Annotated in this window: 15 protein-coding genes; 5 read left to right on the top strand and 10 right to left on the bottom strand. The window is 49.8% G+C overall.

Annotated elements, in window-relative coordinates:
* Positions 1-12 precede the first annotated feature (12 nt).
* On the top strand, positions 13-417 hold the full coding sequence (locus CYPRO_RS15925; protein WP_114985555.1) for a DoxX family protein: 405 nt from the start codon (positions 13-15) through the stop codon (positions 415-417).
* An 88-nt stretch (positions 418-505) separates the two neighbouring features.
* Here CYPRO_RS15925 and CYPRO_RS15920 read toward each other — a convergent pair whose 3' ends face one another.
* From CYPRO_RS15920 to CYPRO_RS15890, 7 genes are all read right to left on the bottom strand, one after another.
* The gene (locus tag CYPRO_RS15920; RefSeq protein ID WP_114985554.1) at positions 506-742 is read right to left on the bottom strand and encodes a toxin-antitoxin system HicB family antitoxin; all 237 of its coding nucleotides are present in this window, start codon (positions 740-742) and stop codon (positions 506-508) included.
* Entirely contained in the window at positions 739-1,167 is a 429-nt protein-coding gene (locus tag CYPRO_RS15915) for a putative toxin-antitoxin system toxin component, PIN family (RefSeq protein ID WP_114985553.1), read from the bottom strand. Before CYPRO_RS15915 ends, CYPRO_RS15920 begins: the two co-directional genes overlap by 4 nt.
* 155 nt (positions 1,168-1,322) lie before the next feature.
* Positions 1,323-2,702, bottom strand: a complete 1,380-nt coding sequence (locus CYPRO_RS15910) for a dipeptidase (protein WP_205730337.1) — start codon at positions 2,700-2,702, stop codon at positions 1,323-1,325.
* A gap of 407 nt (positions 2,703-3,109) precedes the next feature.
* Positions 3,110-3,937 (bottom strand): SH3 domain-containing protein, encoded by an 828-nt coding sequence (locus CYPRO_RS15905; RefSeq protein ID WP_114985552.1) that lies wholly within the window; start codon positions 3,935-3,937, stop codon positions 3,110-3,112.
* A gap of 48 nt (positions 3,938-3,985) precedes the next feature.
* Entirely contained in the window at positions 3,986-5,794 is a 1,809-nt protein-coding gene (locus tag CYPRO_RS15900; protein WP_164682863.1) for a BatD family protein, read from the bottom strand.
* A 36-nt stretch (positions 5,795-5,830) separates the two neighbouring features.
* Positions 5,831-6,559 carry a tetratricopeptide repeat protein gene (locus CYPRO_RS15895; protein WP_114985550.1) on the bottom strand — a complete coding sequence of 243 codons (729 nt, stop codon included), beginning with the start codon at positions 6,557-6,559 and terminating at the stop codon, positions 5,831-5,833.
* A 21-nt stretch (positions 6,560-6,580) separates the two neighbouring features.
* Positions 6,581-7,333, bottom strand: coding sequence for a YebC/PmpR family DNA-binding transcriptional regulator (locus CYPRO_RS15890; RefSeq protein ID WP_114985549.1), 753 nt, complete (start codon positions 7,331-7,333; stop codon positions 6,581-6,583).
* A gap of 525 nt (positions 7,334-7,858) precedes the next feature.
* On the opposite strand from CYPRO_RS15890, the gene bshA reads away from it, so the two are divergent.
* The 4 genes from bshA to CYPRO_RS15870 all read left to right on the top strand — a co-directional run bounded on the left by bshA (position 7,859) and on the right by CYPRO_RS15870 (position 12,062).
* On the top strand, positions 7,859-9,007 hold the full coding sequence (gene bshA / locus CYPRO_RS15885; protein ID WP_114985548.1) for an N-acetyl-alpha-D-glucosaminyl L-malate synthase BshA: 1,149 nt from the start codon (positions 7,859-7,861) through the stop codon (positions 9,005-9,007).
* A 120-nt stretch (positions 9,008-9,127) separates the two neighbouring features.
* Positions 9,128-10,249, top strand: a complete 1,122-nt coding sequence (locus CYPRO_RS15880) for a carboxylate-amine ligase (protein ID WP_114985547.1) — start codon at positions 9,128-9,130, stop codon at positions 10,247-10,249.
* Positions 10,250-10,414: 165 nt separating this feature from the next.
* Positions 10,415-10,909 carry a hypothetical protein gene (locus CYPRO_RS15875; protein WP_114985546.1) on the top strand — a complete coding sequence of 165 codons (495 nt, stop codon included), beginning with the start codon at positions 10,415-10,417 and terminating at the stop codon, positions 10,907-10,909.
* Positions 10,910-11,195: 286 nt separating this feature from the next.
* The gene (locus tag CYPRO_RS15870; RefSeq protein WP_114985545.1) at positions 11,196-12,062 is read left to right on the top strand and encodes a dienelactone hydrolase family protein; all 867 of its coding nucleotides are present in this window, start codon (positions 11,196-11,198) and stop codon (positions 12,060-12,062) included.
* A 12-nt stretch (positions 12,063-12,074) separates the two neighbouring features.
* Here the strand turns inward: CYPRO_RS15870 and CYPRO_RS15865 are convergent, their stop codons facing one another.
* From CYPRO_RS15865 to CYPRO_RS15850, 3 genes are all read right to left on the bottom strand, one after another.
* Entirely contained in the window at positions 12,075-13,223 is a 1,149-nt protein-coding gene (locus CYPRO_RS15865; RefSeq protein ID WP_114985544.1) for an ATP-binding protein, read from the bottom strand.
* 636 nt (positions 13,224-13,859) lie between these two features.
* Positions 13,860-15,491 (bottom strand): M56 family metallopeptidase, encoded by a 1,632-nt coding sequence (locus CYPRO_RS15855; RefSeq protein ID WP_164682862.1) that lies wholly within the window; start codon positions 15,489-15,491, stop codon positions 13,860-13,862.
* An 8-nt stretch (positions 15,492-15,499) separates the two neighbouring features.
* On the bottom strand, positions 15,500-15,883 hold the full coding sequence (locus CYPRO_RS15850; protein ID WP_114985541.1) for a BlaI/MecI/CopY family transcriptional regulator: 384 nt from the start codon (positions 15,881-15,883) through the stop codon (positions 15,500-15,502).
* Between the last annotated feature and the right edge of the window lie 667 nt (positions 15,884-16,550).

The raw sequence follows: 16,550 nt of genomic DNA, 5'->3' as shown, positions 1-16,550 counted from the left end.
ATCGAAAAAAACATGCGCGTACAGGAAGTACTTACCCGGTTTCAGAATCCTTTCCGGATATTTTTTGGGGCTGGCTTTATTGTCGCTGGACTCTACCATTTTATTAATCCGGATTTTTATTACCCGATGATGCCCGGCTGGTTCCCTGCACCATCGGCGTTGAACCTGGCAGCTGGTGCCGCGGAGGTAGTGTTAGGTGCCGGCTTGTTGATGTCGAAATATGCGCGGCTTGCTTCGTACGGTATCATCGGACTGATGGTGCTGTTCATCCCGGCACACGTGTACATGATTCAGGTCGGGGGATGTGTTTCCGAGGCAGTCTGCCTGCCGCTTTGGGCCGCCTGGGTTCGGCTCGTGGTGCTGCACCCGCTGATTATACTGGCGGCGTGGTGGGCCGGGAGGAGTGGCGATGGATAGGGAGTGAAAGATGGGGCATAGTTTGCAAATAAACCATCCATCCATTTAACCTTGCCAAAAAGTACAAAGCTCTGCGAAAGACGATAGGTCATAGCGTATCATAATCTTCCGGCTCAACATCCGGTACTTTCTCCAACAGCCTTTTGAATGCCTCTGGGGAGGCTTTCTTAGCCCGATCTTCAAGGTATTCTACCGTTAGCAAAGAAGAAAGCTTCTCAGCGACGGCGAGACTGATCAGCTGATTCATAGAAACGCCTTCTTTCCTGGCCATTTCTTTGAGTTTACGGTGAACCGAGTCAGGTAATCTTACACTTAGGGTGCTCATGAGATTTCTCCGATTATTTGCAAAAACTCGCGTGGGTCAATAGCCTTGATGTCGAAGGCTTCAACACCGATAAAGTCCTGTTTGTTGAAAGTGATGATATAGCTGCAATTTGCTTTGACAGCCAGCTCCAGAATCAAATCATCGCCCGGGTCGCTAAGCAATGGTCTCCATAAATAGAAGACATCGTGCCTGTTTGCCAACGCGCACAGGTTGTCTAAGATGTCTTCAAGTTCATTTCGTGTAAAGTTGAGGGCTGAAACAGACCTTAAAAGTACATCTTCGTATTCAAGGATAAGAGGAACGGACAAGTTTATGTCGAATCTGTCGCTGGGTAGCAAAGAAATCAACCGAAAGGAGGCTCCTTTTCTTGAGCGCAGGGCTGCATAGAATACGTTTGCATCAATTACGATCTGGTGGGGTTTCATTGTGGTATTATATACACCACCAGGCAAAAAAACAACGCCCGTATTACTTGCTTATGCAAATGCTGTTTTGCCCCCATCCCCCAACAAAAAAGGAAACCCGTCTGAGCAGGTTTCCTTTTTTAATGTATGAAGCGTTTCCGGCCTGAACCCGATTGTCAGCTTTTTTCGAATTCCGGCAGGACTTCGAGGAAGCGGGCGGAAGTTTTGATGCCGCGGTGGAAGTCTTCGAGGCTGAAATGCTCGTTGGGGGAGTGGATGGCGTCGGTGTTGAGGCCAAAACCCATGAGGATGGTATCTACACCGAGTACGTTTTTGAAGTCAGCTACAATGGGGATAGAGCCACCTTCGCGCGCGAGCAGAGGCTCTTTACCGTACACATCCTTGTAGGCTTTGCCCGCAGCCTTTAGCCCGTAAAAATCGATGGGTGTCATGGCAGGATGCCCCCCGTGATGCGCAGTCACTTTTACGGTGACGCCTTCTGGTTTAATTTTTTCGATATAATCAGCAAAAAGAGCCGAAATTTTATCGGGGTGCTGGTTCGGAACCAGGCGCATGCTGATTTTTGCTCCCGCTTTGGCAGGCAGCACGGTCTTGGCACCCTCACCCTGATAACCGCCCCACATGCCGTTCATGTCAAGGGTCGGACGTGCAGATTTCCGCTCCAAAGTGGTATAGCCCTGTTCACCATGTACGCTCGGGATACCGATGGAGGCCTTCCAGCCTTCTTCATCAAAGGGAAGCTTGCGGGAGGCTTCGCGCTCTTCTTCGCTGAGGTCAATCACATCATCGTAAAAACCGGGGATCTGAATGACGCCGTTTTCATCCTTGAGCTGCGCGACGATTTCGCACAGGGCGTTGAGGGGGTTGGTGAGCGCGCCGCCGTACACCCCGGAATGCAGGTCACGGTTGGGACCAAACACTTCCATCTCCATGTAGGCAAGTCCGCGCAGGCCGTAGGTAATGCTCGGGGTATCTTTCGCGAACATGGCGGTATCCGAAACAAGCACCATGTCACAGGCGAGGTCTTCTTTGTGTTTTTCGAGGAAGGGCACGAGGTTGGGCGAGCCGATTTCTTCTTCCCCTTCGATGATGATTTTGACATTCACAGGAAGCTTCTCGCCGCTTTTGAGCCAGGCTTCCAGTGCCTTCACGTGAATGTAAGCCTGACCTTTGTCGTCGCTTGCGCCCCGTGCATAGACTTTGCCGTCTTTTTCGACCGGCTCAAAAGGCGGTGAAGTCCACAAATCGAGCGGGTCCGGCGGCTGCACATCGTAGTGACCGTAAATGAGTACGGTGGGTTTGTCGTCACCTGCATGCAGGTAGTTGGCCATCACTACCGGATGGCCCGGCGTTTCGGCGATCTGCACGTTTTCCATACCGGCATCTTCTAGTTTAGCTGCAAGAAATTCCGCAGCTTTGCGGACATCCTGTTTGAGGGCGGAGTCGGTGCTTACGCTCGGGATACGCAACAGGTCGAACAGCTCCTGCGTAAATCGCTCCTGATGGGTATCAATAAATTCAAAAATTCGGGACATATCCTATAAATCAAAGGTTTTAATAAAAAGTTATATATGGGCTTAAAGGTAGTATAAACGAAATGCGCTTCCAAACAGACAGTTCAGCTTGTTCGGAAAACTGTATTCAGAACAAGTTATCAGCGTAACCCGCATTATTCACCAAGAAATTTTCTTGCTGGCAAGGCGAAGCTGAAAACTCAGCGGAGGGGTACCTAAGTACCCTGAGCATGAGTTTTAAGCTTCAACGCCGCCAGCGGGGAAATTTCGCTGCGCGGTAATCGCTACGCTCGGTGCTCAGCCTTTACACCACACCTAAATTTGGGCTACAAGTGTTTTTCGTTAAGCCCAATTTAAACTTGTATTTAGCAAATTAATCCTGTTTAATTGTGAATAATGCGGGGTAATTTAGCCCAAATACGTGCGCTTCAATACCGGCTGAACATACGGGCCGATTCGGCGGGTATCCATCCCGACATTCCGTTGCTGAGTTCTACTTTCAGGTAACCGGGGTGTTCTTCGGATGTGATTTCATCTTTCATGAACCGGAATCCCGGGGTTACTTCAAGGAGGACCCGGCTTTGCAGGCCTGGAGATTCTCTCAGGCTGATATTTTCCTGAACGATCTGCCCGTACCCGAGCCGGTCGTTTGCTGTCCAAAGCCAGTAGGTTACAGCTGTAAAGGGAAGCAGTGCTAAAAAAGCGAACAAAACCATGTATCTGAGCCGGGTTCGCCAAACGGGATAAAACCACTGTGCGGCCCAGCCGAGAAATATGAGGTTAAATAAAACCAGCGTAATGATAAGAAAGGGCGTTGTTCCGGCTTTGAAAATGAGGTAGTGCCGCCATTGCCAGGTATTGAGAAGGGGGATTTCTCCAAACCGCTGAAATAACCGTTCGCTTATATACTCGCTGCCTTCCACAGCTTCTGATCGCACATTTGAAAAGGAGGAGGCTTCCCTGAAATAAAACAAGGCTAAGCCGGGTTCATCGAGGCGGTTGTGGGCCAGGGCCATATTCAGGAATAGCGGACCGGAGCTGAAGCCGGCAGCTTCAATCTGATTGTACCGCTGAAGTGCTTCCCTGTAATTGTTTTCCTGAAAGTAAAAGTTGCCTTCATTAAACAGCATTTGGATGTCTGCAATGCTATGCTGTGTATCCTGATTTGAAGCGGTTGCATAGCCTGTTGATGCTGCCGGAAACAGAACGACAAAAAGATATAATATGAACAGGAATAAAAGCCGGATGTGGTACATCGCTGATATTTTTAAAAGTTTACAGAACCGCTGTTTGGAGGAAAGACATCAGTCAAACAGTTCTTCGAGTTCATTCAGGATGGCTTCACATTCAGCCCTGTCATACTGGTACGACTTTAGGGATGTATCAGTACCAAAAGTCATTTCGCTATTGCGGGTAAAGATCCAGCGTAAGCGATTGTAAATCATATGTTTTCCTGTTAGCCGGCTATTAAGGGCAGCAAGAATCTGGGAATCGGGATAGCTCCCTTCCGGAAGTTTCAGCTTGTGTACGGCATAGTCTGATACGGCCTTATTCAGGGTTTTGTAGGCTTCTTTAGGCGCGTCGTTTTCGGCAAAAGCGTCGGCTTGTCTAAGCAAAGCCGTTGCCGTTGTCAGCGCTTTTGAGGCCCGTATATTTTCCGGGGTCAGTAAAGCTTCATCCTGCTTGCGTTTTTCGGTCCATGCATACATGAGCAGACCAACAGGCAATAGTAAGAAGATCAAAATGAGTATGTTGCGCAAGAGTATGCCGGGGGATGTCTGTGTGTACCAGGTTACGCTTCCGGTCCATAAGTTCACATTAAGCTGATGTACACCTGCTACCGAAGTTTCGGCACCGGGGTCATACAGCACGCGTACCGGTACAGCCGTAAGCGGTTGTGAACGATATCGCCGGGTTCTCGGGTCGAACCAGGATACGGTTGCAGCCGGCACTTCGAAACGGCCGGTTTCACGTGCTACAAGTACATCGGTAAAGCTTTTTGTGCCCCTTACCCCTTCTGTTGTTTTATTGATGCTCAGGTTTTCCCTGGGCTGGAAAACATCAAAGCCTTCCGGCAAGCTGAAGCCGGGATGATCAACAAGAGAGATATTGCCCTGTCCGGTAAAGGTCGTTTCAATGTTAAGCGGCTCGCCAATACGGATTTCGGTTTCCGGCACAGCGCGGCTCACCGTGAACTGTCCTACGGCCCCGCTGAAGCCTTCGGGTTGCGGCTGTGGCAGCGGTCGTACCTGCAGGTCTACCGTTTGGGTACGCAGGCGGACTGATCGCTGGGAGCGTCCGAAACTCTCAACAAACCGCGAGGCGTCTCCAAAGCGGCTCACAGGCCGCATATTGACCGTCACATTGTATCCGCCAATCGAAACTTCTCCGGAGCGGGTAGGAAACAAAGAGTAGCTCATTAATTCGGCCCGACGAAAGGGCTGCCCTCTAACGGTCACGTTTTGTGCACGTGGACCCTCTTCTTCGGTCAAGCGCTCCAGCCAAAAACCTTCTGTTCGCCAGGTCGAAGACGGCTGATAAGAAATGACACTGATATCCTGATGGAAGTACAGCACAACTTTAGCCTGTACCTGCTCCCCGCGGAAGGGGCGCTCATTAGAGACTTCAAGCCTTACAAAGATATTATCATCAACATCTTCCTGATGCAGCTGATCCCGCCCTAAAACTTCAATGGTAAGTGGGTTTGTAGTATAGGTGCGTCCGTTCATGATCAGACGGACTGCCGGGATGGTGTGCTCGCCTTCCCGAACGGCTTCGATAGTGAAACGGAAGCCAACGGTGCTGATTTGCTGTCCGTCCCGGAAGTCGAAAGCAGATGTGCGTGTTGGTGTTGCAGAAATGATTCGCAGACCTTCGACGGGCTGCAGCTCGGGACGCTGAACATTTTCAATCCGTCTGCCTGAGATTTCAACGGCTACGATAATACGCTCTCCTACAAAAGCACGCTCTGAAGTAGCCGTGAGCCTTGCCTGCGGTTCCGCTTGTTTTGCGAAACCATCCGCTGCTGTAAAGCATAGCAGTGCAATGAAAACCAGGAAGAAAGTTAGTACGCGCGTGTTTGCTGCGGGAGTCGGCAGGGCTGTGGTTTTCATACCTTTTGCGTTTAATGTGCCATTGTAAGGCATGATCTACCAGTCTTTTTCAGGGGTTTCTGCGGGCGGGGTGAGATCTTTGAGAAAATCGCGGATAAGCTCACGTTCACGGTTGGTGATGGCATTCAGAATTTGCTGCGCTTCCTGCTGCGACATTTCACCGGGACGGGGCTCCGGTTCCATATCCGCGGGACTTTGCCTGCTTTCCGTTGGCGTGCTGTCGTCGCTTCCGGCCTCACCTTCTCCGTCGTCCGGGTCAGCTTCATCCTGCTGTTCACTGCGATCCGCCTGTTGATCTTGTGCCTGCTGTTCGTCTTCATCAGGCGGAAGCATATCTTCTTCATCCTGCTCATTTTGCAGCTGACGCATGGCGAACTCAAAGTTGTGTATGGCGTCTTCGTCAGCCGGATTTTGCAGCAGGGCTACGCGATAAAGTTCAGCGGCCATCTCCCATTCGCCGGCTTCTGCAAAGATGTTCCCAATGTTATAGTCTGCAAAGGCCCGCAGTGCCGGATCGCGTTCTACCATACGGAAGCGCTCAAATGCCTCAACGGCTTCATCCTGTCGCCCCATGAGTGTGAGCGTCGTGGCGTGATTGAAGTAAAGCCTGGCATCGTTGGGGTTTTCGTTGATGGCTTCCCTGAAAAGCCGCTCTGCGGTTTCAAAGTCCCTGTTTTCAAACGCTTCATTCGCCTGTCGCGCGCGGTCAGGAACAGCGGCGCTAAGAAAGATGAACAGCAGGATGAGAAGGATGGGTAAGCGCATAGAGGAAAGGCGACGGCCGGTTTACATGTTTTCTGCCAGGTTCATGACTTCTTCACTCATGTTCATGTTTGTGAAAACGTTGGTGACGTCGTCATGGTCTTCAAAACGGTACATCAGCTTGAGATTTGATGCGGCAGTGTCTGCATCTACGGTGACCTCAGTAGCAGGTAAGCGCTGCAATTCGGCAGAGGCAATCGTGTAGCCCGCTTCTTCCAGGCTGGTTCGGACCGCATAAAGCTGTTCGCGGGAAGTTGTGATTTCGAAAACATCGCCCTCTACTTTCACATCATCAGCGCCTGCGTCGATGGCGGCAAGCATGACCTCATCCTCATCCAGCTTTTCGCGGTTGATGGTGATGATCCCTTTCTGCTCAAACAAAAAGGCAACAGAGCCGGAAGTCCCCATATTGCCGCCATGTTTTGAAAAGGCGTGCCTGATTTCACTTACCGTGCGATTGTTGTTATCCGTTGTGCATTCAACAAAATAAGCAACACCACCAGGTCCGTAGCCCTCAAAGGTTACTTCTTCGTAGCTTTCCCCTTCAAGCTCACCGGTACCCTTTTTTATTGCACGCTCAATATTATCTTTCGGCATGTTCACCGATTTGGCATTGGCGACCGCAAGGCTAAGACGCGGATTTGCGCCCGGGTCGCCTCCGCCTTCGCGGGCTGCTACCGTGAGCTCCCGGATAATTTTGGTGAATGCTTTTGATCGCGCTGCATCTTGCCGGGCCTTGCGGTGTTTGATATTGGCCCATTTGGAATGTCCTGCCATACTATAGAACGATTACTAATGAAAGATTTAATGAGAAATAAGAAATACGGCTTATGAAGCCAGCTTTCGTTTGCGTGTAATTTGTTTGAATATACAAAGAATGCCATGTACTGTGAATATTGTTCCGCGGCAATACTCAGGCACCTATTTACCTGAATGATTATACAGAGCAGACGCTTGCAGTTAGGGCAATGTTGAAAACGGTGGAAAGGCATTGGGATTAAAGAATCGCGATACTTTAGCATCAGGATGACAAAGGAAGCCATCGTTGAGCCACCAAAATCTATTCAGCTTACAGCCGCTTACACCTGTTAATTATTTGCGCTGCAATAAGTTGACAGCAGAAAAATATTGCCCTTTGGGAAAGGAATCTGGCTTAAGTTTGAGCTGATTTTTTTAAAGTGTGTCAGCGGTTGGAATTCTGTTGTCGTGACTCCCTTATGCTGCAGGATAGTAAATTTGAACGCATTGTTTCAAAAAGCGGTATCATACAGAACATCTATCATTTTCAACTCATTATCGCACATGAACATCGGCATTGTTTGTTATCCAACCTACGGCGGAAGCGGCGTTGTAGCAACCGAACTTGGCATTGGTTTGGCAAAAAGGGGACATAAAGTACACTTTCTGAGTTATGCCCGGCCACAACGGCTCAATGAATTCGAGCATAATATAGATTTCCACGAAGTTGCAGTAAATGTGTATCCGCTGTTTGAGTACCCGCCCTACGATCTCGCGCTTGCCAGCCATATGGTCAACCTGATTAAGTATCAGAAACTCGATGTGCTGCACGTGCATTATGCGATTCCGCACGCTACAAGTGCCTTTCTTGCGAAAAAAATTTTGGGGGAAGAAGGCCGTCGGGTTGCCGTATTAACGACCTTGCACGGTACCGATATCACCATTGTGGGGTCTGATCCCAGTTATTTACCCGTTGTTGAGTTCTCAATTAATCAGAGTGACAGCGTAACGGCTGTATCGGACTACCTGAAAGAAGAGACCTATGAGAAATTTGGCATTACCCGTAATATTCATGTAATACCTAACTTTGTCGATTTGGATCGCTTCAAACGTGTTGAGCGCTCGCACTTCAAAAAAGCAATCTGCCCTGACAGTGAATTTGTGATCACCCATGTTTCAAATTTCAGGAAAGTAAAGCGGGTTGCTGATGCAGTTGAAGTATTCAGCCGTGTGTTGCAGAGCGGCATAAAAGCTAAGCTTTTACTCGTGGGCGACGGGCCGGATCGGGTTAATGTTGAAGCCCGCTGCAGGGAGCTTGGGGTTTGTGATCAGGTGCGTATGCTGGGGAAACAGGAAAAAATTGAGGAAATACTTTCTATCTCTGACCTTTTTCTGATGCCTTCCGGATCGGAGACGTTTGGCCTTGCAGCCCTTGAAGCCATGAGCTGCAGTGTGCCCGTAATTAGCTCTGATGTGGGCGGGCTGCCGGGCTTGAATCTTCACGGAAAAACAGGATACGTAAGGCATCTTGGGGATGTGGACGGCATGGCGCAGGCAGCTATTGAAATGCTGAATAATGCTGAGTTACACCAAGAATTGTCGCATAATGCGCGTAAGCGGGCTGAACAGTTTGAACTCAATACGATTGTTGCAGAGTACGAGTCCCACTATGAGCGTGTGTTACAAAAAGTGCGGCAGACCAGTTTGGCCTAAGCAGATTTCACTTAAAGCAGGCAAAAAAATAGCGTTTTTGTGATGCGTCTATTGCATTTCAGTCAGAATTACATTAATTAACGGTTCTAACTTCACTTATCAAAACTATGACGTGCCGTTATGCCTCGAAGCAGCTATAACTTTACAATCGGGATTGAAGAAGAGTATCAGATTGTCAATCCCGAAACCCGTGAGCTAAGCTCAGCAATTGAAAATATCCTCAAAGACGGACAGGACTCACTTGGGAATCAAATCACTGCAGAACTCATGCAGTGTCAGGTTGAAATTGGCACAAGGGTGTGTAACAGCATTCAGGAAGCCCGCGAGCAGGTTGTAGCAGTCAGGAAAGCGGTTGACGCAATTGTGCGCAAACACGGGCTTCGTATTATCGCGGCGGGTACACATCCTATTTCTGAATGGTCCAAACAGGATATGACGCACCGTGCAAGGTATCGTGGTCTTGAGCTCGAAAACAGGGTACTCGCCCGTCAGCTGCTTATCTGTGGTATGCACATGCATATCGGTATCGAAGATGATGATGAGCGGATAGATCTCATGAATCAGCTCAGCTATTTTTGCCCGCATTTGCTGTGTCTTTCAACAAGCTCACCGTTTTGGTCCGGCTATGACACCGGTCTTAAATCGTACCGCAGTGTTATATTTGAATGTTTACCCCGTACAGGGATTCCGCCTGTTTTCCGGTCGTGGAACGACTATCAGGAGTATCTGCAGGTCATGATACAGACCAACTGCATTGATGAGCCCACCAAGATTCGCTGGGATCTCCGCCCGTCGCCAAAGTATCCTACGCTGGAGTTTCGGATAGCAGACGTTTGCACCCGTGTTGATGAAGCTATTGCACTTTGCGCTGTAAAAGTTGCCCTTGTGGCCAAACTCATGAAGCTGCGCCGAAACAATCAGTCGTGGCGCATTTACCGCAAAGAGCTCATACAGGAAAACAAGTTTCGCGCTTTACGCTACGGTTTTGATGGCAAGCTGCTTGACCTTGGGCGGCATAAAGAAGTTGAAGCACGCAAGCTGATTTTTGAGCTGCTTACTTTTATTGATGATGTTGTAGATGACCTCGATGTAAGAGAAGAAGTCAGCTATGTGCACAACATCCTGACAGAGGGAACCTCTGCTGATCGTCAGCTTAAAGTTTATAAAGAAACCGGTGATCTGAAGGCAGTTGTTGACATGCTGATAGAAGAAACTATGATGGGGGTTCATGATCACGATTAATTCATACATTCTTATATTCAAAAGGTAATACAAGTGATGTATGAAGAAAATGATCAGTTAGTTCAGTAGTCGTGATACGTGATTTATAGGGATGAGCCTTTTGCAACGTATTGTAAAGGGCTCATCTGTCCTAAAATCCTTTCGGGTTAATAAACATCTTATTTAATGGCACCTAAGTCAAAAAGAATCATACCGAAGAAGCACAAAGCGAAATTTATTTTCATACTCAATTTCTCCTTACTCTTGCTTCTTGTACTCTCATCAGCAGCTTTATATCACTTATTCAGGATACCGGTACACCTGACACTGCTGCCGTCATTGCTGATCATCTTTATGAATGCTTTTTATACAGCTCGCTATGCATTTGTTTTGGGTGCTATCGTAAGTTCAGCAATATTAGGTGCTTTATTTATAGGTGTAGGTTTTCAGCTTTTTATTCAGCTGCAGGTTTATACTTTTTGGTTTCAGACTGTTAATGTAGTCAACTATATTGGCATAGCAGGAGCTATGGCTTTGATGAGCGTGTTCATGGCTGTTATAGCTGCTCAACTCTCTTTCAGGCTAAACTACAGGCAGACAGAGAGTAAGCGTCATAAAAAGTATAAAAACAAATACGGAGAAACAGCGCCGCACCCTGATTTGATAAAACCAAAAGCCTGATCCTTACTTTATGCTTTCAATGATGATATAGGGCGCTTTTAAGGCAGAACATTCCTGACGAAGATGATAAGCTTAATGACAGCCTGTCTTGCACCCGGCGCATGATCAATTCGTGATGGTGTTCCTATTTCAACAACTTTTAAATCTGCTGTATCAATTTTTCCTGTAAGTCAGAAAAATTCGTAGTACATAAAAATCGGTATAGCACCACTAATGGATTGGGAGAACTCGTTCCCATCATTCTCCTGAGAACAGTAAATCAGGGGAAAAACTAAAATCAGCGATTATGAATCATTCAGGTACAATTGTTTTTTTATTGGGCTTTCTGCTGCTTGTTGGTTGCAGCAGAAGTGCAGAGCACGGTCATCAAACAGACGATTATACCCGGGACATGGCGCATCAGCATCATGATGATATCCCGGTTCCTGCCGTAGCTGAAGCATATCAACCCAATCAGTCGGTGCGTTCAGCGATGGTAACGTATGGTGAGGAAGGGACACTTCAGCTTCGGGGGTTTTTGGCTGAGCCGGAAGATGCCGAAGCCAGAGCCGCAATTCCATCTGTTGTGATGATTCACGAATGGTGGGGCCTAAACGATAACATCCGGATGATGGCCGAACGCCTTGCCGGTGAAGGCTACCGCGTGCTTGCAGTAGATTTTTACTCGGGTGAGGTTGCTGAGAATTCGCAGGAGGCGCAGGGACTGATGCGCAGCGCGATGGCCAATGTTGATGCCGGAATTTCCAACCTTTCGCAAGCCGCCTCCTTTCTTGCTGAGGCGGGCAGCTCATCGGTTGGCATTATGGGATGGTGCTTTGGCGGGGCATGGACTTTGAACGCGGCCATCGCGATTTCTGACCAGCTTGATGCGGGGGTGATTTACTACGGGCGGGTCAACACCAATACCGAAGATCTTGCTCAGATTGAAATTCCGCTTCTCGGCATTTTTGGAGAAGCCGATGGGGGCATTCCAGTTGAGGGCGTTCGGGAGTTTGATGCCCTGCTGCAGGAGCTTGGCAAGCAGGCCGAAATCCACATTTTTGCGGACGCCGACCATGCTTTTGCCAACCCTTCCGGTACGCGTTATCTGCCCGAAGCAGCAGCTCAGGCCTGGGAGAAAACCCTTGCGTTTTTTGCAAGAACCCTCGATTAAGCGGGGCAGAACTTAAAGGTACTCGTACCAGTTTTCGCCGTGCACGACTTCAAAAGCCGCTTCCGGATATGCTTTCGCAAAGCCCAGGGGCGGCTTTACTTTTTTGGAGGGAAGCCGCCATTTCAGCTCGAAAGCACGAAGCCCGTCTTCATCCTCTTCGATCAGATCCACTTCCTGCCGGTCGTAGGTGCGCCAGAAGTAGAGCGCGGTATCGCGCAGGTTCATGCGGTGCTGTCGCAGCCGCTCGGTAATCACAAAGTTTTCCCACAGCGCGCCCGCATCGGGACGAAGCTCCATAGGTTTGAAATCACCGATGATGGCGTTCCGGATACCCGTATCGCAGAAGTACCATTTCTTGCTCTTGGCCACCTCTTTGCGTAGGTTTTTCTGATAGCCGCTCAGCGGAAAAATAACGTAGGCGTCCCACATTAGCTCCATATAGCGCTCAACGGTGTTTTTGCTCATGCCCAGCGTGTTGCCCAGTTCCTGAAGCGATACTTCCTGACCGAGCTGCCAGGCCAGCAGCTGCAGAAGCTTGCGCAGTTTGTCGGTTTCGCGCAGCTCGTTGAGCATAAGCACATCTTTGAGCAGGTACGACCGCAGAATTTCTTTAAGGTAAATTTTCCGGTCCTGCGGATGCTCCATGAACACAACTTCCGGATAGCTGCCGTACAGAATGCGATCGGTTAGCTGTTTGCGCAGCTCAACGCCCGACCAGCCGCCCCGGAGCTCTTCCATTGAAAACGGGTACAGCTCGAGATCGGTTTTGCGCCCCGTGAGCGGTTCGCCGGTGCTTTGGGTAAGGGTGAGGGATGAAGAGCCTGTGAGCAGAATCCGCACGCCTTTTACCTCATCGGCGATGAGTTTAACCATCAGGCCGATGTCGGGGATGACCTGCGCTTCATCAATGATGAGCAGGTCGGTTTGGCCGAACAGATTCCGGTAGTTGCGCACGGACTGATCCGCCAGCAGGTTGCGTGTGTCCATGTCCTCGGCGTTGAGGAAGTCGCAGCGACCTTCGAACTCCTGCTGAATCTGTCGCGCAAGCTCTGTTTTGCCGGTTCTCCGCGCCCCTTTTAGCAGCACAACCCGCTGCGGACGAAGCCAGCGAAGCACCGCGGCCTTAACCGTTCTGCCGATAAAAGGAGGATTTGAGCCCATGAATTGACTGAATTAACGTAAATTGCGTCAGTTAACTGACGCAATTTACGTTAATTCAGTCAGTAAGTCCACGGTTTGGACTACTTTTTATGCTTCCGCGTGCGAGGTCCTGATGGCTTGTAGTCAGCTATGCCAGCCTAAACAAGCTTCATTTCGCTGAGTGATTTGCGCGGAAATGAAGCTGACGCAAGCAGGTGAGCGCGAAGACGGATTGAGAGATGTGACCTGTAAACCAAAATTTATCCGAGCTTTGATGCCGGAAGTTGTCACGCGCCCCAACACCAAAAAGCACGGGACATGCCGTAGGTTTGGGGTTTTTCACAAGCACTTCAGCCGTGATGCGCAAGGAGTTTCCCCCAAAAAAGAACTGTCCGCAGCCCATGAGTTTAGTTGTGAGGTTGTGAGAAGAAGGAAGAGCTGTTGACTCAATTTACGTTAATTCAGTCAGTAAACTGACGCTATTTACGTAAATAGCGTCAGCTTGTGTTTGTCATGCAAGAATTAAACCGTTCAGGGAGGCCGGCAGCCCATAAAAAAGCCCGGCACTCTTCAGAGAACCGGGCTTTGGTTAAACAAAAGGCTGGGTGTGTTTATTCGCTAATAGGCGTTGACGACCGCTGAGCCTGGCTGCCGACTTTAGGATGAAGTGTCTTCGCTGCGGGAAAACCGGAACACGACCGGCTGTGTCATTTGTACTTTAACTGCTCTTCCGCGCTGCATTCCGGGTTTAAAACGTACCTGTGACAGGGCTTCAAGAGCGGCCTCATCAAGACCACCTGCGCCGGCGCTGCGAACGACAGTAGGGTTTGTGACATTCCCTTGCTCATCGACTATAAACTGAAGGATTACACGGCCTTCAATACCTGCTTGTCTTGCCATTTCAGGATAGCGGAGGGCACTGTAAAAGGCCATTTGTCCGCCTATCATTTCCGGCATTTGTTCAACAACTGTGAATAAATCCGGGGAATCGCCTTCATTGAGCGCCGGAGGTGGCGGTGGCGGAAGGCTTTCTATGGCGGCTATGGCCCGGTTGGCATGTCCGTTATCGATAAGCATCAGGACGTTGCCCATTTCATCTGCGGTATGTTGTATAATTTGCAGGGTTTCGGGGTCTGTGTCGCTTGTGTTTTCTTCGATAAGCGTAAGCAAGTTTTGGCGATTGTTCGCTATTTGCTCACGGAGTTCGCCAAGGGTGATGGTTTGCCCCATGTAGGTAATGCTTTCATCGAGATTGACCTCCGTGCGGGACGCATCGGTGTCTGTCAGGAGGTCGGAGCAGGCCATAAGCCCGGTAATCAGCAGCAGCAAAAGTGCTGAGGTTAGGATACTGTTTTTCATGGTTTTCATAGGAGTAGTGGTGTGGTTGGGATGGGGATTGAAATCAAGGTTCCGGATGCGGCGCAGCAGCTTGTGCTCTTCGGCCATGGCCGCGCGGAGCTGTGGTTTTTCCTGTTCGAGCAGGGCAAAACGGTACAACATCTCGGCATAAGCCGCCTGACTCCCGCTGTTCAGGCGAAGTACGTCGCTGTCGCAGGAAACTTCGCGGTAGTAGGCCGCCTGCCGGTACAGCACATGCACGAAGGGATGGACCCAGAACAGGTGCCGTACAAGCAGCTCTCCGAAATGTGCTGCGAAGTCGCTGCGCGCAATGTGCACCATTTCGTGCGTGAGGATGAGGCGCCGTTGCTGCGAATCCGATTCCTGAAGGGTGTTTTCGGGCAGCACAATCATGGGCCGGAACAGACCGGTGGTGAACGGGATAGCGGTATCCGCCGATGTCAGCAGCCGTACGTTCCTCGTAATGCCGAGCCGGCTACGAAGCTGTTCCGCTTCGGACAGCAGGTCTGAATCAACGACGGGCGAGGCATGGCGCAGGCTCTTGCGCAGCTTGTAATAAATGAAGCTCAGTCGCAGCAGTCCGGCGGCAGCGAGCAGGCCTGTCAGCAAAAGCGGGACAGAAACCGGAAGGCTGGATCTCGACGCAGCTTCAGCAGTTGCCGGACTTGCTGCTGTTTCTCCAGCGATGATGCTAATTTCCGGCAATGATATGGTGTTGAGCCAGAAATTGACTCCGGTCAGAGACTGTACCGGGGCCGGCAGACTTAGGAAGGGTACAAACAGCAGCCCGGCGGGCAGCGCAATCAGCGTTGCCGTGCTCAGGTGGTAGTTGAGCAGCGGATTACCTTTACGGTTCAGCCGCAGCGTCAAGAGCATGAGCAGGGCAAAAGCGGTCCAGATGACCAGCGCGGGCATGTAAGTGAACAGCAAATCCATGTTTACTTACCTCCGCGCAGTTTCTCAATGAGGGATTCAATCTCGGATTTTTCCTCGGGCTTGAGGCGCTCGTTTTCCACGAGGCTCTGCACCATTTCGGCAGGCGAGCCGCGGAAAACCTTCTCGACCATCTGCCGGAGCAGACTGTGCTTCACCTCGGCCTCAGGTTTCGCAGCCCGGTAAACATAGGTGACCCCATCTTTCCGGAAGCTCAGCAACCCTTTGTCCGCCAGCTTTTTCATGATGGTCATCACCGTCGTATAAGCGACCTTGCGGTACCCGAGGATGTGCTCGTGCACCTCGCTCACCGTAGCCTCGCCCTTATCCCACACGATGTGCAGGATTTCCATTTCAGAATCGCCAACCGGCGTTATCGTTTTTTTCATAGGCTTGTGTTTACGATTGTTTTAATACTACGATGATAGTATAAGATCGGGGTAACTACTATGCAAGTAGTATTTTGGAATATTTTGAGGGCGCAAGATTTAAACTTCTAAGCTGTGCACGAGCCGGGTAATTATTCGGGCAGGGGTTATTTTTTGGGGGAAATACCGAGAGCGTCACGGTCTTTCGTGGCAGGTCATAAACCCCAAACCTAAGATAGGTCCCTTGCTTTTTGGTGGCGGATACTGAGTCCTGGGATGGAATATTAGAAGCATTGGTGATTCATGAAATCCGGCGGTTTTTGCGGTACCGCGTGTTCGGGTGAAACAGGACTGTTAGTGCGAGAATAAAATTCGATTCAGGCAGACCGGGCTCCTGATTGGCTGTTTTTTGCAAGGAAATTGGATTGGGCTTGCTGAAGTTTGACGTAACATCAAACCAAAAAGCAACGCATTTGCCGTAGATTTGGGATCCCGTAACCTGCCCCAGCTGACCGTGATGCTCACGGAGTTTCCCCCAAATAAAAAAAAGCTCTAACAGCTCGTGCGCGGGTGTCAGGGGGAAGGGCCTGTGTTGAGCCTTTTGTTGCCGGGGATAAAGCGGTTTCCCGTCAATACGGCGGGATTTGGCAATAATGGCATTTTGTGCGTGCTGTATTTGAATAGTAAA

It is taken from the genome of Cyclonatronum proteinivorum (assembly GCF_003353065.1).
In the GTDB taxonomy this organism is placed as follows: domain Bacteria; phylum Bacteroidota; class Rhodothermia; order Balneolales; family Cyclonatronaceae; genus Cyclonatronum; species Cyclonatronum proteinivorum.
Note: the sequence above shows the minus strand (reverse complement) of the source record. Positions and strands in the feature narration are given on the sequence as shown.